The organism is Bordetella sp. 02P26C-1, from assembly GCF_009763255.1.
Classification (GTDB): domain Bacteria; phylum Pseudomonadota; class Gammaproteobacteria; order Burkholderiales; family Burkholderiaceae_B; genus Bordetella_A.
On record NZ_WSJB01000006.1, the window covers coordinates 24,603 to 50,634 of the forward strand.

Consider the following 26,032-nt stretch of genomic DNA (forward strand, 5'->3'; position numbering starts at 1 on the left):
CTGTGCCTTTAGAACGGAGAAATATTCAGGAAAAAGCGCTGCAGCCAACCCATTTCCTGGACCTCGGCCATGGTGCCTTTGCTGCGGTACTCGATCCGCGCATCGGCGACCTGCGTAGACAGCACCGTATTCGAGCCGGTAATCGAACGCGGATCCACCACACCCGAAAAACGCACATATTCGCTGCCGCGATTAATCGCCATTTCCTTATTGCCGGCAATCTGCAGATTGCCGTTGGACAATACGGCGATCACCGTCGTCGTGATGGTGCCGCTGAAGTTATTCGCCGCGCTGGACGATCCCTTGCCTTGGTAGTCGTTATCGCCCGACATCTCGAAGGACTGATCCGGGCCCATGCCAGGCGGGAAGAACTTCGGCACGGCGTCTAAGCCTAGCGATGCGCTGCCGTCGCGATTGGTCGAGGTCGAGACGTTCTTGGCCGCATTGGTTTTTTCCTGGATCACCACGGTCACCACATCGCCGACGTTGCGCGGGCGACGATCCTCGAACAGGGGGAAATTACCGTAAGACGTGGGCTGAAAAATCGAACCGTTGGGCTCGCTTTGCGCCGCGAGCGCTTGCGGCGACGGAGGCGCGGCCGTCAACGGCCCGGTGACGACAGGTTCTGGCGGCACCAGTGCGCAGCCGCTTACGATAAGACATGCGCCAAGGACCAGAAAGCTGACGAGACGGTTCATTCCAGATCGAGAACAAAGCTTGGGGAGGTAACGATTGTAGAAATCGCCCCCGCTCTGTGATCCGATGAACAAGGCCGCAAAAGGCCGGTAGTTTACGGTTCTAACCGGTAAGCGCGGCCTCGCAGGTGGCCGGACCGCGCGTGGACTTATCGGCTGATGGCGCGTGCGGCCTCGACCACCAAGGGCCCCAATTCCGCCCGCGCGCGCTCGAGCGTCCAACGCAGTTTGGGTACGGAAATATTGATCGACGCGATGGGTTCGCCGTCCTGCCCCTTGATCGCGGCGGCGACGTTGATATCGCCCACATAGAAGGCTTCGTCGGCGTAGGCGTAAAGGTCCGCTCGCGCTTGCTGAATCAGCCCGCGCAGATCATCAACACTCATGCCTGGCTGCACTTCCGTATGGGTAGCCGCCAGCGCAGCCAGCTTTTCCTCGAGCACCGCGCCAGACAAGGCGGACCAGATCGCGCGGCCCGAGGCGGTGGCATGACACGGCAGCCGCGTGCCCACCGGCATATACAGCGGAATGGTTTTGGCGGGCGCGACCCGCATAACAAACACCATATGATTGCAGTTGTCAGGCACCGACAGGTTCACCACCTCTCCGCAAGCCTGGTTCAACTGATGCATCACGGAATGCGCTTGCTGCAGCAAGGCCCCGGATCGCAAATAGCTATAGCCCAAGCCCACGGCCTTGACGCTGACACGATATCGCTTGGTCTGCGGATCCTTCGCCAGATACCCCGCATGCTCGAGCGTATAAGCAACGCGCTGTGCCGAGCCAAGCGTGATGCCCGCGACGTTCGCGATTTCTTGCAACCCTAGCGTTTCGTAATCGCGAAAGCACTCTAGTACCGACAAACCTTTTTCTAACGACTGGATAAGCAGAGCTGGATTCGCCATGGGTCAATTCCTAATTGCGCTACGCAGCACTATACAGGTATAAATATATCGAATAACAAATTAATTTATCGAAGAGCGATAGTTCATGTCAAATTTTCGGGCACCGGAACAGCTTCCGTCCTCGGTCGAAGTAGCCATTATCGGCGGCGGGATCATAGGCGTGTGCACTGCCTACGCACTGGCCAAGGAAGGTCTGCGGGTAGCGCTGTTCGAAAAGGGCCGCATAGGCGCCGAGCAGTCATCGCGCAATTGGGGCTGGGTGCGAACACTAGGCCGTGACCCGGTCGAGGTGCCGCTGGCCATGCGCGCCAAGCAACTGTGGCAAGACATCCAGGCACAGAAAGATGTCGGCTTTCGTACAACCGGGATGTTGTATCTGCAAGAGACCGACGCCGATATGCAGCAGCACTATCGCTGGCTGCAGAGTGTGCGCCAATATGGAGTGGAGGCTAGCCTGATCGAGGCTCCCGCGCTGTTCTCGCTGATCCCCGCCTCGCCGCGCGGCTGGTCTGGCGCGATGTACAGCGCGTCTGACGGCGTGGCCGAGCCCACTGTGGCCGCGCAGCGCATCGCAGAACTCGCTCAAGACGCCGGTGCCCTCATCTTCGAGAACTGCGCCGTGCGGGGGATCGAACAAAGCGGCGGCAAACTCAGCGCCATCGTCACCGAGCACGGAGTCGTCGCGGCTCCGTCCGCCTTGCTCGCAGGGGGAGCCTGGTCACGGCTCTTCTGCGGCAATATGGACGTCGAGTTCCCACAACTCAAAGTCCGCGGGTCGGTGTTACGCACCACCGCACTGCCCGAGGGCCCCACGGCCGCGATCAACGGCAAGAACTTCACTTGCCGCAAGCGCAGCGACGGGGGCTACACCATTTCCCAATTCGCGGCGTCGATGGCGGATCTGGTCCCGGACAATTTCCGTCTGATGGGGCATTTCCTGCAGACCTGGCTGCGCAATCGCGATTTTGTCCGGCTGCGTATTGGCAAGCGGTTCTTCGAAGAGCTCGCCACCCCTCGTCGCTTTGCGCTAGACCAGGTGAGCCCTTTCGAGAAAACACGAATTCTGGACCCTAAGCCTTCGAAATTGGGGCTTAAGCAAGCTTGGCGCAATGCCACACAGGCGTTTCCCATCCTAGGCCAAGCGCAGATCGCACAATCCTGGGCGGGATATATGGATGTCACGCCGGACGCATTGCCTGTCATGTCTGCCGTGGACACCGTACCCGGTTTCTACCTCGCCTCGGGCTTTTCCGGTCACGGATTCGGCATTGGCCCGGCTGTCGGGGAGGTCATGAAAGACCTGATCATGGGCAATCGGCCCGACATCGATATGGGCGCATTCCGCCTGGGCCGCTTTTAATCAATCTACTGTCGGGGACCATCCCCCCGTCTGCATAGCAGGAGTATTTTTATGACCGCATCATCCGAAGCCTTGCACCGTAATTCCGTTGTCATCGACGGCCTGGTTTTCTTCAGCGATGGCGACACTCGCGACATGTTGGCCGGTGGCGTCAGCGCAATCAACCTCACCGTGACTGAAATGAGCGCCGGCTTTGAAGAGGCGTTGCGCGATGCCGTGACCTGGCGCGAGCGCGCGTTGGATCCTTCCAGCTCCTGGGTGCTGGTCGAACAAACCGAGGACATCGTACGCGCCAAGCAAGAGGGCAAGCTGGGGCTCATCATGGGCTGGCAAAACGCCAAGCCGCTGGGCGACCAGATCGATCGCGTCAAACTATTCCATACCCTGGGTCTGCGCGTCATTCAGCTGACCTACAACGAGGCCAACCTGATCGGCGACGGTTGCCTGGAAAAGCGCAACGCGGGCCTGTCCATGCTGGGCATCGAAATGGTGAAAGAAATGAATCGCGTCGGTATCGCGATCGATCTGAGCCATTGTGCACCGCAAACCTGCCTGGATGCCGCGCAACATAGCACCAAGCCCGTGTTGCTCACGCATGCCAACGCCAACGCCATCATCGTGCGCCCGCGCAACAAATCCGACGATGTGATCCGCGCCGTGGCCGATACCGGCGGCGTGATTGGTTGCAGCATCCACGCCTATCTGCTCTGGCGCGGCAAGGCCGGTCAGCGTCCGACCATGGAAGACTTCGTCGCCAACATCAAGCACATCGGCAATCTGGTCGGCTATGAGCACGTCGGCATCGGCACCGATTATCCGTCTGTCGAAACGTACGAAGCCGTGCGTCACGTCATGGTCATGTCGCGCACCAAGTACGCTGCCTCGGGCGGCGACTTCTCCAGCGCGTTTGGCGATGTGATGGAAGCGCGCTATCCCGTAGAAATCCCCACCCCCGCTCAGTTCCCCCGCATTACCGAAGCGTTGGAACAAGCCGGCTTGACCGCTGGCCAGATCGAAGGCGTGCTCGGAGGCAACTTCCAGCGCGCATTCAACGACATCTGGTCGGTTGCGAAATAGTCAGCACAGCAACCCCAAGAGGAATGTATGAAGCTGTTATCGAAGTGCCTTGCTAGTGTGATCGCCGTCTCGGCCTTGTTTGCCGCGGCCCCTGCCGCTGCGGATGACAAATACCCGAACCGCCCGATACGATTGATCGTGCCGTATAACGCCGGCGGTTCCACCGATATGGTGGCACGCCGTCTGGCCGAGCTCTCGGAACCCATCCTCGGCCAAACCATCATCGTGGAAAACCGTGGCGGCGCAGGCGCGACGCTCAGCTCCAAGGCGATGGTTGGCGCCAAGCCCGATGGCTATACATTGGGCGTGATCCTCAGCCCGACGCTGCGCATGCCGCACATCGCGGATGTGGGCTACGACCCGTTGAAGGACTTCACTTACATCGTGGCGCTGGCTGGCTACACCGTGGGTGCGGCCGTCTTGGCGGACTCGCCGTTCAAGACCTTCTCGGATCTGGTGGAGTACGCCAAAGCCAATCCCGAAAAGATCACCTACGGTACCGCGAGCGTGGGCAGTTTCTCCAACGTGATGATGGAAGAAACCGCCTCGCGTCACGGCATCAAATGGCGGCACATCCCCTTCAAGGGCGAATCCGAAGTGATCCCGGCGGTCGTGGGAGGTTTCCTCGACGTGTATGCGGGCTCGACCACGGTATTGCCCATGGTCAACTCCGGCAAGATGCGCATGCTGGTGACCTGGGGCGCCAAGCGTGCGCCGCAGTTCCCCGACACACCCACGCTGGAAGAAGTCGACGGTACGCCGCCGATCTTTGCTCCCATGGGCATCATCGGCCCCAAGGGCATGGACCCCGCGGTCGTCAAAAAACTGCATGATGTGTTCAAGCAGGTCGCTGACACCCAAGCGTTCAAGGACGCGTTGTTTCAGTTCGGCATGCAAGAGAACTACATGAACACCGAGGACTACGCTAAGTACGCCGGCGAGCAGTTTGCGCTGGAAGGCGAGATCGTCAAGAAGCTAGGCTTGGCGGAAAACAAGAAGTAACCCGTGGGCTAAGGGAGAGTTCTGCTCTGCTGCGCAGGCGCCGGACTCTCTCCCCCGATGCGGACATCACCGCAGCGCGTCTGCGGGGATTGCCCGATAACTCAGTTTTTACACCGCGCGATGTGGGTATGAGCGAAGCCTTACGAGTTGGAGTGATTGGCGCGGGCATCGTCGGGCTTTCGACCGCGCTATGGTTGCAGCGTGCCGGCATTCGGCAAGTCACGCTGATCGACCGTGCGGCCCCAGGCAGTGGCACGTCTTTCGGCAACGCCGGCGTATTCGCGGAGTTCTCGCGCGTGCCGTACACGAGCTGGAAGCAGCTCAAACAACTGCCCTTCGCATTGCGCGACAAAACAAGCCCCATCGCCGTGCGGCGCAACTACTTGCCCAACCTATGGCGCTACGCCACCGAGTTTGCCAGGGCCTGTACACCATCGCGGTTCGAGGCGGGCTGTGTCGCGCTGACTCAACTGCAGCAGACGGCATCGGACGACACCTATACGCTGGTGACGATGACAGGGGCTACTTCACTCGTGCGCGACGATGGGGTGCTCTCGCTCAGTTCGAGCGCCGAAGGACTCGAACGAGCGCTCGCGGGCCATATAGGCCTGCGCGAGCGCCTGGGCGCGCACGCCATGCGCTTGAATGCGGCGGACGCAGCGGCCATGGAGCCGGGCATCGGCCCCTTTCATGCGGGTGGCGTCTACTACCCAGATGCTCGCTTTACGCTAGACCCGCATGCCCTTTGTGTCCATTACGCCGAGCACTTCGTCAGCCAGGGCGGCCAATTTTTGCAAGCGCAAATCCATACCATCAATGCGTCTCGCGATAGCTGCTCGCTCATGGCCGACGGAAGGTCGCATGCATTTGACCATGTGATCGTGTGCGCCGGCGTCGAGGGCGCGCGGTTATCCGCCGGCTTGGGGTGTCGACTACCTCTCGTTAGCGAACGCGGCTACCACTTGATGCTCGACGGTGCCACCGTGCAGCTCAACCGACCGGTAGCATGGTTGGAGAAATCGGTATACCTCACGCCCATGCGCGGTGGTATCCGCGCGGCCGGCATTGCGGAATTTGCCTCGCCCGATGAGCCTCCAAATGAGGATTTGTACACGCTATTGGAAAACGATGTCGCCACCATGTTGGGCAAGCGCGTGAAGGTCTTGTCCAAATGGATAGGCGCTCGTCCCTCCACGCCCGATTCGCTCCCCATCATGGGGCGCGTGCCCGGCCAACCCGCCGTTACACTGGCGCTGGGGCATGGTCACCTGGGTTTGACCTTTGCCGCCGTCACGGGGCGCATGGTCGCGGAAAGCGTGGTAGCGGGACGGGATACCGTTGAGATGCGACCATTCACGCCTGCCCGATTCTCCTGATGGCGGTGTCGTTTGGCGTCTAGCTTTAGCGTTGCGCGGCGTCAGGTCAAAGTTGTAGCGGGCGGACGTAGATTTTCAATCAATGTGTCATGAATCTGAACTTACTGAAGGTTTTCGATGCCGTGATGCAGGAGCGCAACGTCACCCGCGCGGCCGAACGCCTATGCATTTCACAATCGGCCGTGAGCAACGCCTTGGCCAAACTCCGCGCCGAGTTCAAGGATGAACTTTTCGTACGGCACCTGGGCGGTGTCGCGCCCACCGCGCGTGCCGAACTGATATGGCCGAATCTTCGGGCAGCGATACGCGAAGTCAACCGTATCCGTTTGCACAACGATTTTGATCCCAGATTGTCCTCGGCAACCTTCCGGATCGCGGCTTCCGATTACGCGCATCATTTTCTGCTGGCGCCGTTTATCAAGTACCTTCTACGCGAAGCCCCTCACGTCTCGCTTAGCCTCTGTCCCTATGCGATGGACCGCCTTGAGGAAATGCTACGTGAAGGCGAAATAGATGTGGCCGCAGGAATACTGCCCAATATCCCGGAAGAATTCCCCAACATGGTCATCGAAGTCATCCCGTATGTATGCGTGATGCGCAAAGACCATCCGCTGGCGCAAAAGCCCATGACCGTGGAGGCATTTTCGACAGCCAAGCACCTGCGCATCAGTGTATCGGCTAGCGGCACCAGCGCCATCGAAGGGCATCTGGAAGGCTACGGCATACGCAGGCAAATCGCATTGACCTTGAATCAGATCAGCATCGCGCCTCGCATCGTCTCGGAAACCGATTTGCTGGCGCTGTTGCCGCGCAAATTGGTGGAGAACAGCCGCTACTCCGACAGGCTCCACGTCACCGAGACGCCGGTACCGATCCCCGGCAATCAAGTGAAGCTGGTGTGGCATCGTCGTAACGATGATGTCCCGCCACACCGTTGGCTGCGTCATAGCTTGGTACGGTGCGTGAAGAACGGGACCACGCATGAGAAAACCGAGCCGACCGGGTTGATGTGATTGGCTCCATACAGCGCGCCGCCGTGGCGCTCGGCCATGGCGACGCAGCTGCGTTACTGCTTACCCAAAAACGACCAGCCCTCAATTTCCGAGTTGATGAGATCCACGAACTCTTGCGGTGGTCCGCCGGCGGCCATGACGCCGCGCTTGCGCAGCGTTTCGCGCACGTCTTCCGATGCCATAACCTCGCGAGCCGCCTTTGCGATTTTTTCCTTAACCGCGTCCGGCGTGGCCGCCGGGGCCAGAATGCCGAACCAGGTTCCCCGCACGAAGTCTGGCATGCCGCTTTCGTCGAAGGTCGGGATCTCTGGAGCGATCTCGGAGCGTTCCGGCGTTGCAATCGCGAGGATACGCACGCGACCCGATTGTGCAGCGACCATCGAAGCGGTGAGCGTATCGATCGTGAAATCGACGTGCCCCGCTTGCAGGTCCATCATTCCCGGACCGCTGCCCTTGTAGGGCACCTGCAGGAAATCAATATCCGCGTCGCGCTTTAAAACTTCGCTGATCAAGTGCGCGGTGGTGTTTACACCGGTAGAGGCAAAAGTCAGTTTTCCCTGTTGCTCCTTTGCCAGCGCGATGAATTCAGACAGCGTTTTAGCGGGCAACGAATCCCTGACCGTCAGAACATAGGGGACCTTCGCGATGAGCGTCAAGGGAGTGAAGTCCTTGAGCGAATCGTAGGGAAGACCTTTGTTCGTGAAACGCGTGATGGTCAACTCGGGCGAAGAGCCAAACAGAAGCTCGTAGCCGTCTGGCGTCGTACGGGCGACCTTGGCGGCACCGATGGTGCCGCTGGCGCCGCCCAGATTTTCGACCACCACACTGGTACCCAGCAGCGCTCCCATGCGTTCAGCGACAATCCGCGCGGTAATATCCGTGCTGCCCCCGGGCGGATAGGCGACGATAAGCCGAATGGGTTTAGCTGGAAAATCCGGAGACGCTTCGACCGCTGGCGACACCGCCAGAAGCGATGCGCCGATGACGGCGCCGCACACCGTTGCCAGACCGCGCCGAAAATACTTAGTAATCAAACTCATGATTGCTTCCTCGGCCAGCGCGTTAGCCGCCCCAAATCTCGCCCAGAATCCGCAGGAAATTGCCGCCGATGATTTTCTCGACGTCGCTTTCGTTGATGCCGGCATCGAGCAGCGCGGCAGTGATGTTGCTCATCTTGCGGGCTGAGTCAAAGCCTTCGGGATATCGCGCCTTGACGGAATGGCCGAAGGCGCGCGAGAAGTCGCCGCCGCTCTTGGCGTAGAACTTCTCACCCATTTCAATCACGTGACGCACGGCATCGTAGGAGCGCACGCTCGGATAGTCCGTGCCGATGCCGACGTGGTCATAGCCCACGAGTTTGCCCACGTGTTTAACGTTGCTGATGAAACCTTCCATGGACGGCGGACGCTGCGGATCGCCTTCCCAATTCAGGAATCCGTGTACGCTGATCCCGATCATGCCGCCAGAATTGGCCACGGCCTTGATGGCTTCATCCGACTTGTTGCGCTTGCGCGGTTGCAGCGCGGAGGCGTTGGCGTGAGTTAAAAGCACGGGCTTTTTGGAATACTTGGCGGCGTCCAAAGTCGTCTGCTCGCCACAGTGGCTCAGGTCAACGGCCACGCCGACTTCATTCATGCGCGCGATAGCTTCGATACCGAAATTGGTCAGGCCACTGTTGCGAGCCTCCAGACAGGCGTCGCCTATATAGTTGGCCTCGTTATAGGTCAGCTGCATGACGCGAACGCCAAGCGCGGCAAAAGCCTCGATCCGTTCAATCCGGTCCTCAATGGGCCGCATGCTCTGCCAACCCATGATCAGACCCACCTTCCCTTGCGCTTTCGCCGCCACGATATCGTCGGCGTTAAGCACCAGTTTCCACGGGCAGCCCGGCTGACGCAGGCGCTCCCGCCATTCGCAGACTTCGTCGAACGCGCGTTGCGGGTCGGCGCGGTAATCCGACACGGTGACGTTCGCCGCCGTAACGCCGCCCGCCAACAGGTCGCTGGCGTCGCCATCACTGAAATAAATCAGACCGTCAATAACGATGGACCGATCATGAAGCGCTTGGGATTGTGCTGAGCTGTTCACTGAAGTACCTCCGGTTGAGGATCATCATTGAAGATGAATTCGAGGTACGGGTCCAATCACATGTGCTTGAGGCCACCATCATTTTTTTAAATAATGCAGGAGGCAGGTGCTACGCCACCTGCCTCCCCGCCTGCCGCTACGGCATGAAGCTGCCGCCATTGATATCGAGTATCGAACCGGTCGAATAGGCTGCATCGGGCGACACGAGATACGCCACACCCGCCGCGACCTCTCGCGGCAAGCCCATACGACCGGCGGGAGTAGCGCTGGCGAGGTCTCCATTGACCGTATCACTGACGGCCGCTGTCATGTCGGTGCGAATCCGCCCGGGAGCCACGCTATTCACGGTGACGCCGTAAGGCGCGACCTCGGCCGCGAGCACGCGCGCGAAAGCCACCATCCCCGCCTTGGTGGCTTGATAGTGCGCGCCTGGTACATGCGTGCGCGTGCGTGCGGCTTGGCTGGCAATCATGACGATGCGCCCCCAGCCCTGTCGCTGGATCGCGGGTAAACACGTTCGGGTGACGAGAAACATGCCCGTCAGATTGACGGCGAGGACTTGTTGCCATTCGTCCAAAGGCATGTCGATCACTTTACGCTTGGCGCCCTGGGTCTTCGGCGAGATTCCCGCATTGTTGATGAGGACCGCCAAATCGTCCCACCACTGCCCCAGTTGAACGGGCAGGCCGGCGACTGCTTGCGGGTCTGCGATGTCAATTTCCACACCCATCGCCTGATGGCCGGCGGTCTTTAGCTGCGTCGCACAGCGGTGAACCGCGTCGGCCCGATCCACGAGCACGACGCGGTAGCCGTCCTCGGCGAGACGCGTTGCGATGGCGTAGCCAATCTGGCCCGCGGCGCCAGTTATGAGCGCGACATAAGAGCGTCCCGCTGCATTCAGATGTGGCTTCATAGCGGCGCGGCTCCGATGGAAAGGCCACCGCAAGCGTACAGCGTCTGACCGGTGATAAAACGCGAATCTGCGGACAGAAAAAAGGCAATCGCACCCGCGATATCTTCGGGTTGCCCAAGCCGGCGCAAGGGAATACGGCTTTCGAGCTGTTCGCGCTGTTCCGGGGTCATCGGATTGTTATTGCGATACAGCTCGGTCTCTACGGGCCCGGGCGAGATGGTGTTCACCGTAATGCCATGCTTACCGAGTTCCAGTGCCCATGTCCGCGTAAAACCCATCAGGCCGCTCTTTGCAGCGGAATAGGCGCTGCGACGCGGCATGCCAAGCGCCGCGCGGCTGGCGATGTTGACAATTGCACCTTGGCCAGATCGAATCATGGACGGCAGACACGCCTGTACGCATTGCAGGGGCGCGCGCACATTGATGGCGAGGATACGATCCAGTTCCGCGACCGACGTCTCCTCCAACGTGCTCGAAGTCGTCAGTCCCGCGTTATTGACGACGCTGTCAATTTCGTACGCGCGAGCTAGTTCACTTAAAGCCGCATCTGTCGCCTGGGCATCGGCGAGATCTACGGATATAAATGTTCCTGGAAAGGCGCGATCCGGCGCCGTTCGCGCCAGACCGATCACATGATGACCGTCAGCGGCCAAACGCGTGGCGATAGACAACCCTATGCCGCGGCTTGCACCGGTGATCAGAGTAATACGGCGAGATGTCTGCTTCATCGTAGTCAGTCGGCCTTCGCGCCGGATTGACGCACGACGGTTGCCCATTTTTCGACATCGGCTTTGACCCGCTGCGCAAATTCGCCCGGCGGGTTGGGTTGGGGTGGCACCTGCAGGCCACGCTGCGTCAGCACATCCCGAGTCGATGCGTCTTGCAATGCAACGTTAATGGCTTTGTTCATCTTGGTGACGATGTCACTATTGGTCTGGGCTGGAGCGAACAGGCCGAACCAGGTGACGACTGAAAAATTTGGCACCCCAGACTCGCGCAACGTTGGGATATCGGGCGCCGTGGGCCATCGATCCGGACTCGTCACGCCCAGCGCACGCAGCTTGCCGGCCTGCACATTCGGCATCACGGTAGGCATATTCTCGAAAATGGAATCCACCTGCCCACCCAGTAGCGCGGTCATGGCGGGTCCGCTGCCGTTGAACGGGACATGCATGATGTCCGTTCCGGTTTCGATCTTGAACAGCTCGCAGGACATGTGGATGCTCGAGCCGGGGCCCGACGACCCACAAGTCAGTTTGCCGGGATTTTTCTTCGCATACTCGATGTATTCGCCGACCGTGCGCACCGGCAGATCGGGATTCACTACCAAAAGGTTTGATACCGTCCCGAATAACGCGACGGCGGAAAAGTCCTTTGCGATGTCATAGCCCGGATTCGAGTACAGCGTCCGGTTGATCGCATTCGCACCCGAGCCCACGTAAAAGGTATAGCCGTCGGAACCAGCGCGTAACACCGACACCGCACCGATGTTGCTATTGGCGCCCGGCCGGTTTTGTACCACGATGGGCTGACCGAGGTCCTCCGAGACTTTCTTGGCTATGGTGCGCGCCACGACATCGGTGGAGCCTCCAGGCGCGTAACCCACCACCCACGTGATGGGGTGACTGGGCCATTCTTGCGGGGATTGTGCGCTCGCGGTCAGGCTAATGACACTCGCACCGATCGCCATGCACAGTTGCGGCCAGGCATAACCTCTCTTGATCTCCATCTCGCTCTGTCTCCCGAGTTCGTCGGACCGCAGCATCCGGATATCGACTCTAGTAGTGATAGCCGCGCGCTTCATACCGAAGCACAGCGCGCCCATTCTGCGTGGTTTTGGAGACAAAAATTTAGCATCGGCCAACAGCAGTGACCAATACAATTTCAGGCCGTGATTTCTTTGGTTTTCCTATAAATCCGCGAACTCAAGAGGAAAAACCGTTACTTATTCTGAAAATAACCGATGCAGAAATCGATAAATCCACGCGCGATATCATCTTGCATGGCGTGGCGGTATGCGATGCCCACCGAGAGCTGTGGGATGACCTCGGCGAACGGGCGATATTTGACGCCGTAGAGCTTCAGATCACACTGCGACTGCGGCACAGGACAAAACCCCTGCTCCGCCGCCACCAACGCCAGAGCGGCGTGCATAGTCTTGACCTGTAGAAAATCGGCTGTCTTGACCTTATGCTTGATAAACACATCGCGAAACAGTGCACGTGTACTGCCGCTGGCATGATGGCTGGGAAAACCGATCATGCGGCGACCGTTCAAATGTTCAAGCGAGATCTTGCGCTGCGCGGCGATCTCCCAGCGTTCGGGTAACGCTATCCAATAGGGTTCCGAGAACAGTCTCTGCACTGTGAGCATGGGATCCTGGACAGGCTCGCGCACGAAAGCGATATCGACCTCGCCAGCCAGCACCGTTGCTGTCTGATCCTGCGTCGCATGTTCGAGCAGACTCAGGCGGATATCCGGCGCCGTGCGCGCCCAAGTCGACAGGAGTTTGGGCAGGAACGTATAGGCGTAGGCGTGCAGCATTCCCACGCGTAGCGTACGCATCTTTTTCCAACGGGCGTCGCGAATGACTTCCGCGCAGCGGTCGATATCGGCGAGGATACGGCGCGCATGCGGCAGAAAGTTTTGTCCGTCCTCGGTCAGCGTGACGCTGCGCGTGGTGCGTTGAAACAGCGACGTGCCCAGCTCGTGTTCCAACGCGCGCACATGCTCGGTCAGCGGTGGCTGGCTGATACCGAGGCGTTCGGCCGCACGGCTAAAGTGCTGTTCCTCTGCTACCGCCACGAAATAACGCAAGCGTCTCGCATCGATCATAGTTCGTGAAAACCTATTAATTCACCAGAAAAACAGTATTAGACGTGCCAATTTTTTGGTAATTATACTGGCCGCTCACACCCGTTTTGGGCAAAAAGAAAGAGTGGAGTCGACATGAAAATTATCAAACTCACTGGGACCATAGGCGCTGAAATTCACGGGGTCGACGTCTCTAAACCGCTGACGCCTGAAATGCTGGCGCAGATTCGCCAGTGCCTGCTCGATCATTGCGTGATCTTTTTTCGGGACCAGACGCTCACCAAGGAGCAGCAGATCGCCTTTGTGCGCCAGTTCGGCGCCATCAGCAAAAGCCCGGTGTACAAGACGCTCGACAGCCATCCGGAGATCATGCCCGTGATCAAAGAGCCCACCGACCGCGACATCATCGGCGATACGTGGCATACGGATGAAACCTATCAGGAAACGCCACCCATGGGATCGGTGCTCTACGCACGCGAGGTGCCCGCAGTCGGTGGCGACACCTTATGGTGCAACCTGTATCGCGCGTACGAGACGCTGTCTGATGGACTGAAACAGCAACTGGAAGGAATGCGCGCCGTGCATACGAACGAATTCTTGACGGGCAATACCGCCGCGCGCAACGCGACGCGTTCGACAAAACTGCTTGAGACCGTCGGCGTGAACTATGTGGTACATCCCGTCGTACGCACGCATGATGAGACAGGCAGGAAATGCCTGTTCGTTAATCAGCCGTTCACCCATGCTTTCGAAGGCATGACACGCGCCGAAAGCCTGCCACTGTTGCAGTATCTATATGCACACGCATCCAAACCGGAAAACACTTGCCGGTTCCGCTGGCGCAAGGGCTCTATCGCATTTTGGGACAATCGCTGCACGATGCATTATGCGATCAATGACTATCCTGGACAGCGGCGGGAAATGCATCGCATCACGCTGCAGGGCACACGCCCCGTTTGAACGACGCGGTCCTGGGACGCTCGCCGCGCGTGCCAGGACACGCGCACACGAGTCATGATTACAGCTGCGTCAAGCGTGCCAACATCTGATCCGACGTCGAGATCGCCTTGCTGTTCATTTCGTACGCACGCTGCGTCGTGATCATGTTGACCAGCTCTTCGGCCACATTCACGTTCGAGCTTTCCGTGTACTGCTGCATGATCAGACCCGCGCCATCCATACCCGGTTGCAGCGCGTTTTCAGCGCCCGAAGCATCCGTTTCCAGATACAGGTTCTCGCCAAGACTCTGCAGACCTGCGGGATTCATGAACGTGGATAGCTGCAGTTGGCCCACGTTCACATTGATACCAGGCGCGCCCGGCTGCGTCACCGAAACCTGACCGTCACGCGCAATCGTGATGGACAGCGCATTGTCGGGAATGTTGATGGGCGGCTGAATAGGATATCCCCCGGCCGTCACCAACTGTCCCGTTTGGCCATCAACCTGCAGAGAGCCATTGCGCGTATAGGCAAAGGATCCGTCAGGCAACTCGACCTGCAAAAAGCCTTGACCCTGAATGGCGATGTCCAGGGAGTTCCCGGTGTTCTTCATGCCACCTTGCGCATGAATGCGCTCGGTCGCCACCGTGCGCACGCCGGTACCCAACTGCAGACCCGTGGGCAGCATGTTGGCATCACCCACCTGGGATCCTGCCTGCCGCATGGTCTGATACATCAGATCCTCGAACATGGCGCGATTGCGCTTAAAGCCATCCGTGTTCACGTTAGCCAGGTTGTTGGAAATCACGTCCATATTGGTCTGTTGGGCTTCCAGACCCGTTTTCGCAATGGCGAGGGCGCGCAGCATGGTGGGGTACTCCTGTTAACTTGATCAGCCACCCGGTGAAAGGATCGAGTTGGCTTTCTGTTCGTTTTGATTGGCGTCGGCGATCATCTTCATCTGCATCTCGAATCGACGCGCGTTCTCGATGAGACCGACCATGTTTTCGGCGGCGCTGACGTTGCTGCCTTCCAGCGCGCCACCCATGACCCGTACCTGCGGATCAGCGAGCAGAGGCGCAGCTTTACCATTGGGGCCGAGCGAGCGGAACAAGCCATCATCGCCCCGCACCAGCGTTGCCGGATCAGGATTGACGAGCTTGATCTGCGCCACGCGCTGCACGTCGCGCGGGCGCCCGCCCACGGGACGTGCGTTGATACCGCCATTGCGATCAAAGGCGATGCGTTCGCTATCGCCCAGATCGATCGGCGCGCCTTGCGCTGACAGCACCGGACGACCCGTGGCGGTGACCAGCAGCCCGTCGGCGTTTCGCTGTAGCGCGCCGGCACGCGTATAAGCCTCGCCCTCGGGCGTCTGCACCGCGAGCCATCCATCGCCCTGAATCGCAATATCCAGATTGCGACCCGTCGTCTGGATCGCGCCTTGCTCGAATTTGCTGTTGGCCGTCGCGGCCACCGACGCCACGCGCGTGGTCGTCGAGGCGTCTTGCCCAGGCAATGTGATGTGCACGGCACGGTACGCCGCCAGCTGGGCACGAAAGCCCGGCGTGCTGACGTTGGCCATGTTGTTCGACAGCGCCGCCTGATGCTCGAGCGTACGGGCCGCACCGCCGCCCGCAATGTAGATAAGCCGATCCATCGTCAGCGCATCGTAATGAGAGTCTGCAGAACCTGATCGTGGGTCTTAATCGACTGCGCGTTGGCCTGGTAGGTGCGCTGCGCCACAATCATATTCACGAGCTCTTGGCTCATATCCACGTTGGATTCTTCGAGCGCCTGCCCCTTCAGCACGGCCAGGCCGTTGCCGCCCGGACGGCCTACCAGCACCGGACCGGACTCCGAGGTTTCAATCCACGCGTTGCCACCCACGGGTTTAAGGCCCTGCAGATTGCGGAAGTCGCCCAGTGCGACCACACCGACGATCTGCGTTTCGCCATTGGTATAGGCAGCGATCACTTCGCCCGTGGCAGCGATCGACAGCCCCGAGTATTCACCGGTGGGGTAGCCCGACTGCGTAAAGCTGGGCGTGAAACCGCCGCCAAATTGCGTCGAACCCGAGTAATCCAAACGAATCGCCAGGGGCTCGGCCGGGGCGCCGGCGAATCCGGGTGCGTTCATCACGATCGTCGTTTCGGCGGCCGAAATCATGCGGCCCGCGCTATCGAAGACCATTTGCACCGGCCCGCCGCCAGCGGGTTCATTCACGGGCAAACCGTCGAGCGTGTAGTGCACATCCCATTGGCTTTGCAGGCCCGCGGCGCCGTCGCGTTTGACGAAGTACTGCGTCAACTGGTGCGTATTGCCGAGCGAGTCATACACGGGAATCGGCAAGGAGTGGGTATAGCTTTTAGGGTCCGTCGGCGAGAACGGACGGCCGGTTTGCGCGGCGGCGTAGGCATTGTTGGGCGCGTTCGTATCAAACGAGCCCGCGATGATTTGACCGCCGGTCAGCTCGACCTGCAGGCCGTTGCCGCTCGTGTATTTGCCGTTCGCGGGCGAGCTTGTCGCATTGCCAGCGGCATCGAACCACGACAAGGTGCCGCTGCTGCTCACGCGATAATAAGCCGGCGCATCGGGCACGCCCGTGTCCACCGGCGTGAGAATCACAGCGCCCAGCTGTTCGGGAATGTCGACTTCCGAAATAATGGGAGCATTGGCATCGAAGTTGGCCTTCGTCGTTGCCTCGCTCGTGGCCCGCGGGGCGATGTTGCCCGTGGGCACGGTCAGCGCGCCCAGCGTGGTGCTGTCCGCGCCACCCACATACCCGGTCAATTGTTGACCCTGGGCGTTGACGATATAGCCGTTTTTATCCGCAAAGAACTCGCCATTGCGTGAATACACCAACGAGCCGTCCTTCTCTTGCAAGCGGAACAAGCCCTTGGCGCCATCGATCGCGATGTCGAATTGCCCGCCGGTCACCTTCACATTGCCGACCGAGAAACGTTGATTGATGCCCGATACCTGTACGCCCAGACCCACGCGCGAGTTGGCGGCATACACGTCGGCAAACGACGCCGAGGACGATTTAAAACCCACCGTGGCGGAGTTGGCGATATTGTTGCCGATGACGTCCAGATTCTGCGCCGCAGCGCTCAAACCCGACAGACCTTGTCCGAAACCCATGTTGTTCTCTCGTACTAGATTTGAATGATGCGTGAGTTACATGACCTTGCGCAGATCGCTCACGGGCACATTGCCCGCCAAGCCCAGATCCATGCGCAGACCATCCGCGGTAAAGGCGATGCTGTTGACCTGACCGTAGGTCAAGGCGCTGGCGGCTACCGCGGTGCCCGAGGTATCGCTGGCCGCGACCTGGACGGTGTAGGCGCCATCGGGGACCGCCACGCCCATGTCGTCTTTGCCGTCCCACGCCAACGACATCACGCCGACCGGCTGCGGACCGTGTTCGATCACGCGCACGACCCTGCCACTCGCATCGAGGATAGACGTCGTCACCTTGGCGGCAGGACTCATCAAATCCACGCCAAAAGGCGTCGCCACGCCCTCGCCCACTTTGACCTTTTCGCCAGGTACGAGCACGCTTTTACCGATCAACGAGGCGGTCTGCATCGACTGCGACACATCGATCTGGCCGGCCACGGCTTGCAGTGTGGCGTTCAGTTCGTTAATGCCGCTGACCGTGGACAACTGCGCCATCTGCGAGGTGACCTCGGCGTTCTCCATCGGATTCAGCGGATCCTGATTCTGCAGCTGCGTGACCAACAAGGTCAGGAACTGATCCTGCAATTGACTCGTATCGTTCGCGCTTTTCGCCGCTGCGGTCTGCGTGGCATACAGGGAGCTGGAATTACCCTGGTTCGTAATGGCAGTGGTCATGCGTATCCTTTTACTGGCCGATGCTCAGCGTTCGCTGAAGCAAGCTTTTAGCGGTATTAACGATTTCGACGTTGGCTTGATAGGAGCGGCTGGCAGAGATCATATTGACCGTCTCGGCCACGACGTCGACGTTCGGCAAGGTGATGTAGCCGTCTTGATCCGCCGCAGGGTTCTTGGGGTCATACTGGCGGCGCATAGGCGCCTGGCTATCTACCACCCCGGCGACCTTGACGCCGCCGATGGGGTTCAGATGCATCGCATCGCCCAGCGGGTCAACCTGAAAGACCACCTGCTTGGCCCGATAAGGCTGGCCATCGGGACCGGCCACACTATTTGCGTTTGCAAGGTTGCTGGCCGACACGTTCATACGTTGCGACTGTGCCGTCAGCGCGGAGCCCGCAATCTGAAAAATGCTCAAGGTCATGAGTGGCGCCTTAGGTGGTGGGGCTCAACGCGCTCATCAAGCTTTGAATGCGCGCGGTCACAAACTGCAGACTGGCCTGCTGCTTCATGGTGTTATCGGCAAAGGCCATGCGTTCCACATCCATCTCGACCGTATTGCCGTCCATGCTGACCTGGTAAGGCACGCGATACTGCGGCGCGAACTGCAGCGGGCCGGTGCCCATGCCCGGCAGATGACGATCCGAGGTCAAGGTCAGCTGCGTATTGGGCAAGGCACCATTCGCTCCGACCGCCTTTTCCAGCGCTTGCTTGAAATCCAAATCTCGGGCCTTATAGTTGGGCGTGTCCGCGTTGGCGATATTGGTCGACAACAGCTCCATACGCTGTTGCCGCAGCGCCACCGCCGTCTGTAGAAAGCTGAACTCTGAACCGAGTTTGTCTATCACTGTTCACTCCAAGCCTGATCGGGTTTACAACAGCCACCAATGCTCTGCGTAAACACCATTGGCACGGTGAGGATCATAGAAGCGCGCCCCCTTTAACAAAGACACAAACAAGCGGCGAATTCGCGCTTATTTCCGCCATTGGCCCGATTCGGCACAGCCGTACACTGCACGCATGACATCCCGACCCCGTAACCATTTTCTGCATGACTTCGCGCGCGTCGTGCTGGTGGCTGCCGCGCTGGTATTCGGTTTCACGTCGAGACCCGCCGTGGCGCAGTCCGGCGCCAATGCGCTGAGCCAGGCGATTGCCGATCAGGTAGAACAGTATTTGTTCGAAGCCGCCGCCCAGCAATACGAGGGCGAACCCATCATCCACGTCACGCCGCCGGCTGCCCCTCAGTCTTTAGCGGGGTGCGATGCGTATCACGTGTATATGCCCCCGGGACGCAAGATCCGGTCTGACACCACCGTCGCGGTGCGCTGCCAACATAGCGACGCCGCGCCTGTCTATGTCAGAGCCAAGGTCGAGATCCACGGTACGTATTACGTCGCGGCCCAGACACTGGGCGTCAATCAGGCCATCACTGCGGACATGCTGGATGCGCGGACCGGCGATTTGCTGCGCATGCCCGATCACGCCTTGACCACGCCCGATCAGCTGGTCGGACGCGTCACCACGCACCGGATTCAGGTGGGAAAGCCCGTACGCATGAGCGCCACGCGTAGCGCACAGGCAATCCGGCGCGGCGAGACCGTCAAAATCGAAGTACGCGGACCCGGCCTTCATGTTACAAACCAGGGCGAAGCCCTTACCACCGCGGATATCGGAGGCACCATTGAGGTCAAAATCCCCAATGGCAAGCTCATCCAGGGCGTGGTGAGCGACGCCGGGACCGTGGTTGTCACTTTCTGAGCGTCTGGGCTAAATTTTCCGGCTTTCATGCCGTAAAAGTATCGACACACCTCTCCTCGAGACCAACATGAATGTGAAGCAACTGTCCGCTCTGGGTTACGCCACCGCCGCTGGCGTGGTCAAGCCGGTCGCCCAGACCGCTGGCGACAATGTGCCCGCACAGCCCAAGAGTATGCAGGTCGCCCTCTCCGCCGGTTCGCAGGCCCTGAGCGAAGGCGACAACGACGTGAACATGGAACGCGTCCAGGCCATCCGCCAGGCGCTTGCCGACGGTACGCTCAAAATCAACCCGGAACGCATCGCCGAAGGCTTGATCAATAGCGCCAAAGATCTTTTGTAATCCGCTTGTTGCCCGAGGTCATCCGACCGCGCGCGACGCCGGAAATTGACCACCATGACCGAACATTTGACTCAACTCCATCAGCTTCTGTCGCGCGAGCAGGAAGAAACCGACGCCTTTGTCGCCGTCCTGGAGCAAGAAGCGCAGATACTGACCTCGGGTGCCGATCCACAGGCCCTGGCGGATGTGACGCAGTCAAAATGGTACCGGGCCAATGCGCTCAATACCCTGTGCGTACAGCGCCAGGCGCTGCTGGACACCATGAATCCAGCGACCGACATGGACACCTTGGCGGCCAAGCACCCCGACATCGGCGCAGTGTGGAACGAATTAAAACCGTCTTTCGAACGCGCCCGCGAACTCAATGCCTCTAACGGCGTCGTGATCGAGCATTTGAGGAAAAGCACCGAAGAGGCCATGGCTGTCCTGCGCGCAGCCAGCGGTCAGGCGACGGTGTACACGGCGAATGGGCGCCCCACCGCGGCGTCGACCAGGGTATTGGCGACCCGATAACGACTCACTGAAGTCGGCCCCCGGATTTCTACCGAACAGCGTCCGGAGCTCAGGCGCGGTTCAGCTAATGACTGCCTGAACGGGAAATTCACCCCCCATATAATGCGCGCTACGTAATTCACGCAGGACACCGGGTCTGAGCTCGCACCTGGAAGGGGAAAGTTTTGGAAGATCACGCGTTACTCGTCAAATACCTGATTGGCGCGGGAGCATTAGCGGCTTGTTTCGTAGCGGCAGCCGCCCTCATGCTGATGAAGCGCCGCAAACGCGGCTGGTCGCGCAGCATCATCGTGCACATGGTCGAATTGGGCGTGCTCTTTTGCGCCATCGCGGTCATGCGTCAGTACAGCCTGATGGCCATTTCCGACTACGGGCTGAAATGGATCACCCCGCGCATGGTTGACCTGGCGGCAGTCGCCGCCGCAGCAGGGACATTCCTGCATTCTTTATCCATGCTGATCAATCGGCTGGAAAAGATACAGATCAACAAGGGCAGAAACCCGACTTCGACGCGCATGCTCGCCCGGGTGATGAAGTTCATCGCCTTCATCGTCATGCTGCTGTTCTTTGGCGAGCATTTTGGCCTGAGCATGTCCGGCCTGCTGGCGTTTGGCGGTATCGGCGGCATTGCGATCGGTATGGCCAGCAAGGACATCCTGAGCAATGTGTTCTCCGGCACCATGCTGTACTTCGACCGCCAATTCAGTATCGGCGACTGGATCCGTTCGCCGGACCGCAATATCGAGGGCACCGTGGTCGAAATCGGCTGGCGTCTGACGAAGATCATGACGTTCGACAACCGGCCGCTCTACGTCCCGAACTCGCTGTTTTCCTCGATCAGCGTCGAGAATCCCGGGCGCATGGTGAACCGCCGGATCAATACAGAGATCGGGCTACGCTATGAAGACGCCGGCAAGATAAGAGGGATCGTCGACGATATCCGGCAGATGCTGGCGCAACATCCGGATATCGATCACACACAGACGACGCTGGTGTACTTCAATGCGTTCGCCGATTCGTCCTTGAACCTCATGGTTTACTGCTTCACCAAGACGACCAAGTGGGCGGAATGGTTGGGGATTCAGCAGGAGATCTATTTGTCGATCATCGATATCGTGCAGAAACACGGGGCCGACTTTGCTTTCCCGACTCAGACGGTTTATCTGGAAAAAAACGCTTGAGCGGTATTTAGCTCCCGCGGCGTGAACGTCTGGTGGCCGGCGGGGGACAGCGTACCGTGCGACCCGGCCGCCTGCGCTCACAGGGCGCAGGCGCACGTTCGACGGCACACTCAGGCACCGTTAACTCTCAATCGTGATGCCAGCCTCCTTAATAAGACGCGCCCATTTCTGCTGCTCTGCGGCGATGTACTCGCGAGCCTGCTCCACCGAACCTCCCATCGCGGTGCTGCCCTCGGCCGTAAACATGGCGGCCGTCGACGGAAGGCGCAACACTTTCTCCACCACGTCGTTGATCTGCACAACGACTTCCTCGGGAGTACCGGCAGGCGCGATTAACACTTTCCAGTCAACGGCGGAAAAACCGTCGTAACCGGATTCCGCGACAGTAGGCACTTCAGGCAGGATCGAGAGGCGCTCGGGCGAAGTCACAGCCAGTGCTCTGAGCAGGTTTCCTCTGAGCATTTCTTGTGCAGCCTGCGGGGTGGCGAACATATAGTCCGTGTTGCCTCCCATCAGGTCGTTCAGAGCAGGCGCCGCGCCACGGTACGGCACGTTTAGCACTTCGAATCCGGCCTGGTTCGAGAGTAATTCCCCGGCCATGTGTCCCACAGTACCCATACCCGCCAACGCTTGCTTGAGCGATCCGGGTTTTGCCTTGGCTTCCTTGATAAGGTCGTCCAGCGTATGCCAACGCGCGTCGCTCTTGACCACCAGTACCACGGGCACGGAGGCGACGAGTGCGATCGGGGCGAAGTCTGTTTTCGCGTCGAACGGCATGGTGGGCATCATGGCCGGGTTAATCGCCAGATTAGAGGTTTGCCCCATGCCTATCATGAAACCGTCGGGCGTTGCCTTGGCGACCGTGTTCATGCCGATATTGCCGGCCGCACCGGGCCGGTTTTCCACGATGACTGACCAACCGGCTGCATCGCCCATTTTCGCGGCGATGGCGCGGGACACCGTGTCGGTGCCGCCTCCCGGCGTGTACGGTACGATCAAGCGTATGGGACGGCCGTTGGGAAAAGCACTACTGGACGCGACCGCACGAGAGAACAGCGGCGACACGCCAGCGCCCAAGGCAACGCCCAGAAAGCCGCGTCGGGAAATCGAAGTCATGATGTAGAGTCTCCTTCAGTGATGTGCTTGGCTTTTAATGCGCCAATTTCGTGTTGGTCATAGCCCACACCGCGCAACAACTCCTCGGTGTGTTCGCCTATGCCGGGAGGTTGCAGCCGTACGGGCAGCTGCGCCCCGCCTAATGTGACCGGGGTTAAGGGCACCAGGGCCTCACGCCCGTCCGGCAGTCGGATGGGAGCCAGCCCGCCGGTGGCGATCAAATGGGGATCATCGAATAGTTGCTCGGGACGCGTGATCGGAGCGAAAGGCAGCCCCTCGCGTTCGAATACCGCGCTAAGTTCCGCCGCCGAGAACTGCGCCAGGTGTTCGCGCAATGCGGGCAGCAGCCACGAGCGCGCTTGCACGCGGTCATTATTTGTTGCCAGGCGAGGGTCGTGACGCAATTGCGCTAAGTCGAAAGCCCGGCAAAAAATGTCCCATTGCTTGTCGCTCACCACGGCGAGAAAGATCTGCTCTGAGTCTTTGACGGTGAAGACGTCGTAAATCGCCCAGGCGGAGATGCGCGATGGCATCGGTGCAGCGGCCTTTCCCGTGACGGCATACTGCATCATATGCTGGCCCACCAAGAACACATTGTTCTCGAAAAGCGAGGTTTGTACTTGGGTCCCTTCTCCCGTCTTTTCGCGCTGAGCCAAGGCGGCCATCACGCCCATCGCGCCGAACATGCCGCCCATGATGTCGTTAACGCTGGTGCCCGCGCGCAAGGGGTCGCCGGGGCGCCCGGTCATGTAGGCCAAGCCCCCCATCATCTGAACGACTTCATCTAGTGCCGTACGGTTCTCGTAGGGGCCGGGAAGAAAGCCTTTATGGCTGACATAGATAAGCCGGGGGTTACGCGCCTTAAGCGCGTCATAGCCCAAGCCAAGTTTTTCCATGACGCCAGATTTGAAGTTCTCGCTGACCACATCTGCGGTATCGATCAGCCGCAATGCAGCTTGCAGACCCTCGGGCTGCTTCAGATCCAGCACAATGCTTTTCTTGTTGCGGTTGAACATGGGGAAAAAGCCGGACCCCGAACCCAAGAGTCGACGCGTGCTATCGCCGCCCATGGGTTCGACTTTGATCACCTCAGCCCCAAGGTCAGCCAGCAGCATCCCACAGGTGGGCCCCATCACCATATGTGTGAATTCGATAACGCGGATCCCTTCATAGGGCAGCGGACCGTATGTATTTGTCATGTTGCGAATAACAGTTCGGATTTAGTGATCGGTCCCGGCCAAGGCCGTTTCGGCTGCAAACCCTTTAGGCATACCGGCCTCAGGCGTCATGCCATACAGCTGTTCGCCCGGCAACCCAGCAGCGAGCGGCGCGCGGGCGGCGATGAGCCTGTCCAGATCGATGCCGGTGCGCACACCCATGGCTTCGAACATGAATACGAGGTCCTCAGTCACGACATTTCCCGACGCGCCTGGCGCATAGGGGCAGCCTCCCAGCCCACCCAAAGAACTGTCGAAAGTGCGCACACCCACGTCCCACGCCGCCAGACAGTTGGCCAGGCCGAGCCCACGGGTGTTGTGCATGTGAGCCGCGCCCGCGTGGCTGCCGATTTCGCTCTGGAGCCTTTGGAATAAACGACGTACTTGGGCGGGGTTAGCATAGCCCACTGTGTCGGACAGGCCGGACTCGTCCGCACCGGCGGCGATGCACATCGCGGCAAGACGGATAACGTCGTCCTCCGGCACCTCGCCTTGCATTGTGCATCCGAAGGCTGTGGAGATACCCGCCTCGATTTTCACTGCCGGGGCGATCTCATTGCGCAGTTCCACGATTGCACGGACCTCCTCCACCATTTCCTCCGGTGTTTTCCGCACGTTGGCCAAGCAGTGAGCGCGGCTAGCCGAGACCGGCATCGTGAGCTTGTGCACTCCGGCCTGCAACGCCGCTTGGGCCCCGCGCAGGTTCGGCACCAACGCCATCACCGTCACGCCCGGGTGCGACAACGCATGTCGCACGACGTCACCCGCATCGGCCATCTGCGGTAGCAGGCGTGCCGGAACAAAGGACGCCACCTCGATTTCCCGCATACCCGCCGCGACCAACGCATCGATCCAACGACACTTGTCCTCTGTGGACATAATGGTTTTGACGGACTGCAGCCCATCGCGGGGGCCGACCTCACTGATCAACACATCGTGTTGAGGGGCAATACTCATCTGGACTGTCTCCGTTCTATAAGATAGAATATGATTCTTATAGTTGGAACAATGATAAAGCCGCCAGCCGGCTTGTCAAGTTTCGATCCACTCCATACTGGACGTTGTCATGCCTCGCAAAGCCGCAACCCCCTCTCTGGCCGACACCGATGCCGCACAAGGTGGCGTGGCCGCAGTGGATCGCGCGCTCTCGCTCATGGCGGTCTTTCAGCCGGGGGACATTGCGCTCTCGCTGGGCGACTTTGCCGAGCGAACCAAGCTCTACAAGAGCACGGCGTTGCGCTTGCTGGCCTCACTGGAACATGGCGGATGGGTACAGCGGCTAGACGACGGTCGCTACGCCCTCGGCGGAGAAATCGCCAGGCTCAACGCCATCTATGCCGCATCGTTCTCGTTGGAAAAAGTGGTCGTGCCCGTCTTGCGTGAACTCGTCGCCGCCACCGGCGAAAGCGCGGCCTATCATGTCAGGCAGGGTGATGATCGTCTTTGTCTATATCGTGTCGATTCGCCACACCCGGTGCGGGATCACATCCGCGCGGGTGACCTGTTGCCCCTGACTCGGGGTAGCGGGGGTCGGATCTTGACGGCGTATGATCCCGTGCTGGGATTTGCCGATGGCCCGGATAAAGACTTGTACCAGCGCATCCGCGCAGATGGCTACTTCACGGCGGTGGGCGACAGGCTGACCGAGGTGGCGGGTATCTCTGCGCCGGTATTCTTCGCATCTGGTACGTTAGCAGCGGCTGTGACGCTGACCGCGCCGGCTCATCGATTCGACACCAAGCATCTGGATGCGGTACTACGCGCCGCCAAGCGCCTTAGCAAGGTAGTCGGCTAAGGATAAATGCTCAGGTGGCTGCGGACTTGGCCCCACACGGCCAGCGCCATCCATTTCCGCATGTTGTCG

Annotated in this window: 28 protein-coding genes; 11 read left to right on the plus strand and 17 right to left on the minus strand. The window is 59.7% G+C overall.

Annotation, left to right across the window (positions count from 1 at the left end):
- Window positions 1-8 precede the first annotated feature (8 nt).
- Window positions 9-698 (minus strand): flagellar basal body L-ring protein FlgH, encoded by a 690-nt coding sequence (locus GOQ28_RS04550; RefSeq protein ID WP_160355613.1) that lies wholly within the window; start codon window positions 696-698, stop codon window positions 9-11.
- 146 nt (window positions 699-844) lie between these two features.
- Window positions 845-1,600 carry an IclR family transcriptional regulator gene (locus GOQ28_RS04555; RefSeq protein ID WP_160355614.1) on the minus strand — a complete coding sequence of 252 codons (756 nt, stop codon included), beginning with the start codon at window positions 1,598-1,600 and terminating at the stop codon, window positions 845-847.
- Between the two features lie 85 nt (window positions 1,601-1,685).
- On the opposite strand from GOQ28_RS04555, the gene GOQ28_RS04560 reads away from it, so the two are divergent.
- The 5 genes from GOQ28_RS04560 to GOQ28_RS04580 all read left to right on the plus strand — a co-directional run bounded on the left by GOQ28_RS04560 (window position 1,686) and on the right by GOQ28_RS04580 (window position 7,428).
- Complete coding sequence (locus GOQ28_RS04560; protein ID WP_160355615.1) at window positions 1,686-2,960, plus strand: NAD(P)/FAD-dependent oxidoreductase; 1,275 nt, start codon at window positions 1,686-1,688, stop codon at window positions 2,958-2,960.
- Window positions 2,961-3,011: 51 nt separating this feature from the next.
- A complete protein-coding gene (locus GOQ28_RS04565) occupies window positions 3,012-4,037 on the plus strand; it encodes a dipeptidase (protein WP_160355616.1) in 1,026 nt (341 codons plus the stop codon).
- 27 nt (window positions 4,038-4,064) lie between these two features.
- Window positions 4,065-5,039: a tripartite tricarboxylate transporter substrate binding protein gene (locus tag GOQ28_RS04570; protein ID WP_160355617.1), complete on the plus strand. Its 975-nt coding sequence runs from the start codon at window positions 4,065-4,067 to the stop codon at window positions 5,037-5,039.
- 128 nt (window positions 5,040-5,167) lie between these two features.
- Window positions 5,168-6,415 carry an NAD(P)/FAD-dependent oxidoreductase gene (locus GOQ28_RS04575; protein WP_160355618.1) on the plus strand — a complete coding sequence of 416 codons (1,248 nt, stop codon included), beginning with the start codon at window positions 5,168-5,170 and terminating at the stop codon, window positions 6,413-6,415.
- Between the two features lie 89 nt (window positions 6,416-6,504).
- Window positions 6,505-7,428 (plus strand): LysR family transcriptional regulator, encoded by a 924-nt coding sequence (locus GOQ28_RS04580; protein WP_160355619.1) that lies wholly within the window; start codon window positions 6,505-6,507, stop codon window positions 7,426-7,428.
- A gap of 53 nt (window positions 7,429-7,481) precedes the next feature.
- On the opposite strand, the gene GOQ28_RS04585 is transcribed toward GOQ28_RS04580, so the two are convergent.
- The 6 genes from GOQ28_RS04585 to GOQ28_RS04610 form a co-directional block, all read right to left on the minus strand.
- On the minus strand, window positions 7,482-8,468 hold the full coding sequence (locus GOQ28_RS04585) for a Bug family tripartite tricarboxylate transporter substrate binding protein (RefSeq protein ID WP_160348462.1): 987 nt from the start codon (window positions 8,466-8,468) through the stop codon (window positions 7,482-7,484).
- Window positions 8,469-8,490: 22 nt separating this feature from the next.
- Window positions 8,491-9,516, minus strand: coding sequence for a membrane dipeptidase (locus GOQ28_RS04590; protein ID WP_160355620.1), 1,026 nt, complete (start codon window positions 9,514-9,516; stop codon window positions 8,491-8,493).
- A gap of 136 nt (window positions 9,517-9,652) precedes the next feature.
- A complete protein-coding gene (locus GOQ28_RS04595; RefSeq protein WP_236844224.1) occupies window positions 9,653-10,429 on the minus strand; it encodes an SDR family oxidoreductase in 777 nt (258 codons plus the stop codon).
- Window positions 10,426-11,157 carry an SDR family oxidoreductase gene (locus tag GOQ28_RS04600; protein ID WP_236844225.1) on the minus strand — a complete coding sequence of 244 codons (732 nt, stop codon included), beginning with the start codon at window positions 11,155-11,157 and terminating at the stop codon, window positions 10,426-10,428. The genes GOQ28_RS04595 and GOQ28_RS04600 overlap by 4 nt, the downstream gene beginning before the upstream one ends.
- 5 nt (window positions 11,158-11,162) lie before the next feature.
- Entirely contained in the window at window positions 11,163-12,158 is a 996-nt protein-coding gene (locus GOQ28_RS04605) for a Bug family tripartite tricarboxylate transporter substrate binding protein (protein ID WP_160355622.1), read from the minus strand.
- A 212-nt stretch (window positions 12,159-12,370) separates the two neighbouring features.
- Window positions 12,371-13,264, minus strand: coding sequence for a LysR family transcriptional regulator (locus tag GOQ28_RS04610; RefSeq protein ID WP_160355623.1), 894 nt, complete (start codon window positions 13,262-13,264; stop codon window positions 12,371-12,373).
- A gap of 114 nt (window positions 13,265-13,378) precedes the next feature.
- Here GOQ28_RS04610 and GOQ28_RS04615 point away from each other — a divergent pair, with 114 nt between their 5' ends.
- Window positions 13,379-14,203 carry a TauD/TfdA dioxygenase family protein gene (locus GOQ28_RS04615; protein ID WP_160355624.1) on the plus strand — a complete coding sequence of 275 codons (825 nt, stop codon included), beginning with the start codon at window positions 13,379-13,381 and terminating at the stop codon, window positions 14,201-14,203.
- A 58-nt stretch (window positions 14,204-14,261) separates the two neighbouring features.
- Here GOQ28_RS04615 and flgG read toward each other — a convergent pair whose 3' ends face one another.
- Genes flgG through flgB form a run of 6 tightly spaced genes read right to left on the minus strand, consistent with a single transcriptional unit; the run spans window position 14,262 to window position 18,888 of the window.
- Window positions 14,262-15,050 carry a flagellar basal-body rod protein FlgG gene (gene flgG, locus GOQ28_RS04620; RefSeq protein WP_160348467.1) on the minus strand — a complete coding sequence of 263 codons (789 nt, stop codon included), beginning with the start codon at window positions 15,048-15,050 and terminating at the stop codon, window positions 14,262-14,264.
- 24 nt (window positions 15,051-15,074) lie between these two features.
- Complete coding sequence (gene flgF / locus GOQ28_RS04625; RefSeq protein ID WP_160355625.1) at window positions 15,075-15,842, minus strand: flagellar basal-body rod protein FlgF; 768 nt, start codon at window positions 15,840-15,842, stop codon at window positions 15,075-15,077.
- A gap of 2 nt (window positions 15,843-15,844) precedes the next feature.
- A complete protein-coding gene (locus GOQ28_RS04630; RefSeq protein WP_160355626.1) occupies window positions 15,845-17,326 on the minus strand; it encodes a flagellar hook-basal body complex protein in 1,482 nt (493 codons plus the stop codon).
- A gap of 36 nt (window positions 17,327-17,362) precedes the next feature.
- Window positions 17,363-18,040: a flagellar hook capping FlgD N-terminal domain-containing protein gene (locus tag GOQ28_RS04635; protein WP_160355627.1), complete on the minus strand. Its 678-nt coding sequence runs from the start codon at window positions 18,038-18,040 to the stop codon at window positions 17,363-17,365.
- A 10-nt stretch (window positions 18,041-18,050) separates the two neighbouring features.
- Entirely contained in the window at window positions 18,051-18,464 is a 414-nt protein-coding gene (flgC, locus tag GOQ28_RS04640) for a flagellar basal body rod protein FlgC (protein WP_160355628.1), read from the minus strand.
- 10 nt (window positions 18,465-18,474) lie between these two features.
- Window positions 18,475-18,888 carry a flagellar basal body rod protein FlgB gene (flgB, locus tag GOQ28_RS04645; protein WP_160355629.1) on the minus strand — a complete coding sequence of 138 codons (414 nt, stop codon included), beginning with the start codon at window positions 18,886-18,888 and terminating at the stop codon, window positions 18,475-18,477.
- A 172-nt stretch (window positions 18,889-19,060) separates the two neighbouring features.
- Here flgB and flgA point away from each other — a divergent pair, with 172 nt between their 5' ends.
- The 4 genes from flgA to GOQ28_RS04665 all read left to right on the plus strand — a co-directional run bounded on the left by flgA (window position 19,061) and on the right by GOQ28_RS04665 (window position 21,835).
- A complete protein-coding gene (flgA, locus tag GOQ28_RS04650; RefSeq protein WP_160355630.1) occupies window positions 19,061-19,801 on the plus strand; it encodes a flagellar basal body P-ring formation chaperone FlgA in 741 nt (246 codons plus the stop codon).
- 67 nt (window positions 19,802-19,868) lie between these two features.
- A complete protein-coding gene (flgM, locus tag GOQ28_RS04655; RefSeq protein ID WP_160355631.1) occupies window positions 19,869-20,141 on the plus strand; it encodes a flagellar biosynthesis anti-sigma factor FlgM in 273 nt (90 codons plus the stop codon).
- Between the two features lie 54 nt (window positions 20,142-20,195).
- Window positions 20,196-20,654: a flagella synthesis protein FlgN gene (locus GOQ28_RS04660; RefSeq protein WP_160355632.1), complete on the plus strand. Its 459-nt coding sequence runs from the start codon at window positions 20,196-20,198 to the stop codon at window positions 20,652-20,654.
- Between the two features lie 164 nt (window positions 20,655-20,818).
- The gene (locus tag GOQ28_RS04665) at window positions 20,819-21,835 is read left to right on the plus strand and encodes a mechanosensitive ion channel family protein (protein WP_272898837.1); all 1,017 of its coding nucleotides are present in this window, start codon (window positions 20,819-20,821) and stop codon (window positions 21,833-21,835) included.
- Window positions 21,836-21,955: 120 nt separating this feature from the next.
- Here the strand turns inward: GOQ28_RS04665 and GOQ28_RS04670 are convergent, their stop codons facing one another.
- Genes GOQ28_RS04670 through GOQ28_RS18490 form a run of 3 tightly spaced genes read right to left on the minus strand, consistent with a single transcriptional unit; the run spans window position 21,956 to window position 25,125 of the window.
- Complete coding sequence (locus GOQ28_RS04670) at window positions 21,956-22,951, minus strand: Bug family tripartite tricarboxylate transporter substrate binding protein (RefSeq protein ID WP_160355633.1); 996 nt, start codon at window positions 22,949-22,951, stop codon at window positions 21,956-21,958.
- Window positions 22,948-24,150, minus strand: a complete 1,203-nt coding sequence (locus tag GOQ28_RS18485; RefSeq protein WP_202109624.1) for a CaiB/BaiF CoA transferase family protein — start codon at window positions 24,148-24,150, stop codon at window positions 22,948-22,950. The genes GOQ28_RS04670 and GOQ28_RS18485 overlap by 4 nt, the downstream gene beginning before the upstream one ends.
- 21 nt (window positions 24,151-24,171) lie before the next feature.
- Complete coding sequence (locus tag GOQ28_RS18490) at window positions 24,172-25,125, minus strand: hydroxymethylglutaryl-CoA lyase (RefSeq protein ID WP_202109625.1); 954 nt, start codon at window positions 25,123-25,125, stop codon at window positions 24,172-24,174.
- A 109-nt stretch (window positions 25,126-25,234) separates the two neighbouring features.
- On the opposite strand from GOQ28_RS18490, the gene GOQ28_RS04680 reads away from it, so the two are divergent.
- Entirely contained in the window at window positions 25,235-25,963 is a 729-nt protein-coding gene (locus GOQ28_RS04680) for an IclR family transcriptional regulator (protein WP_160355634.1), read from the plus strand.
- The last annotated feature ends 69 nt before the right edge of the window (window positions 25,964-26,032 follow it).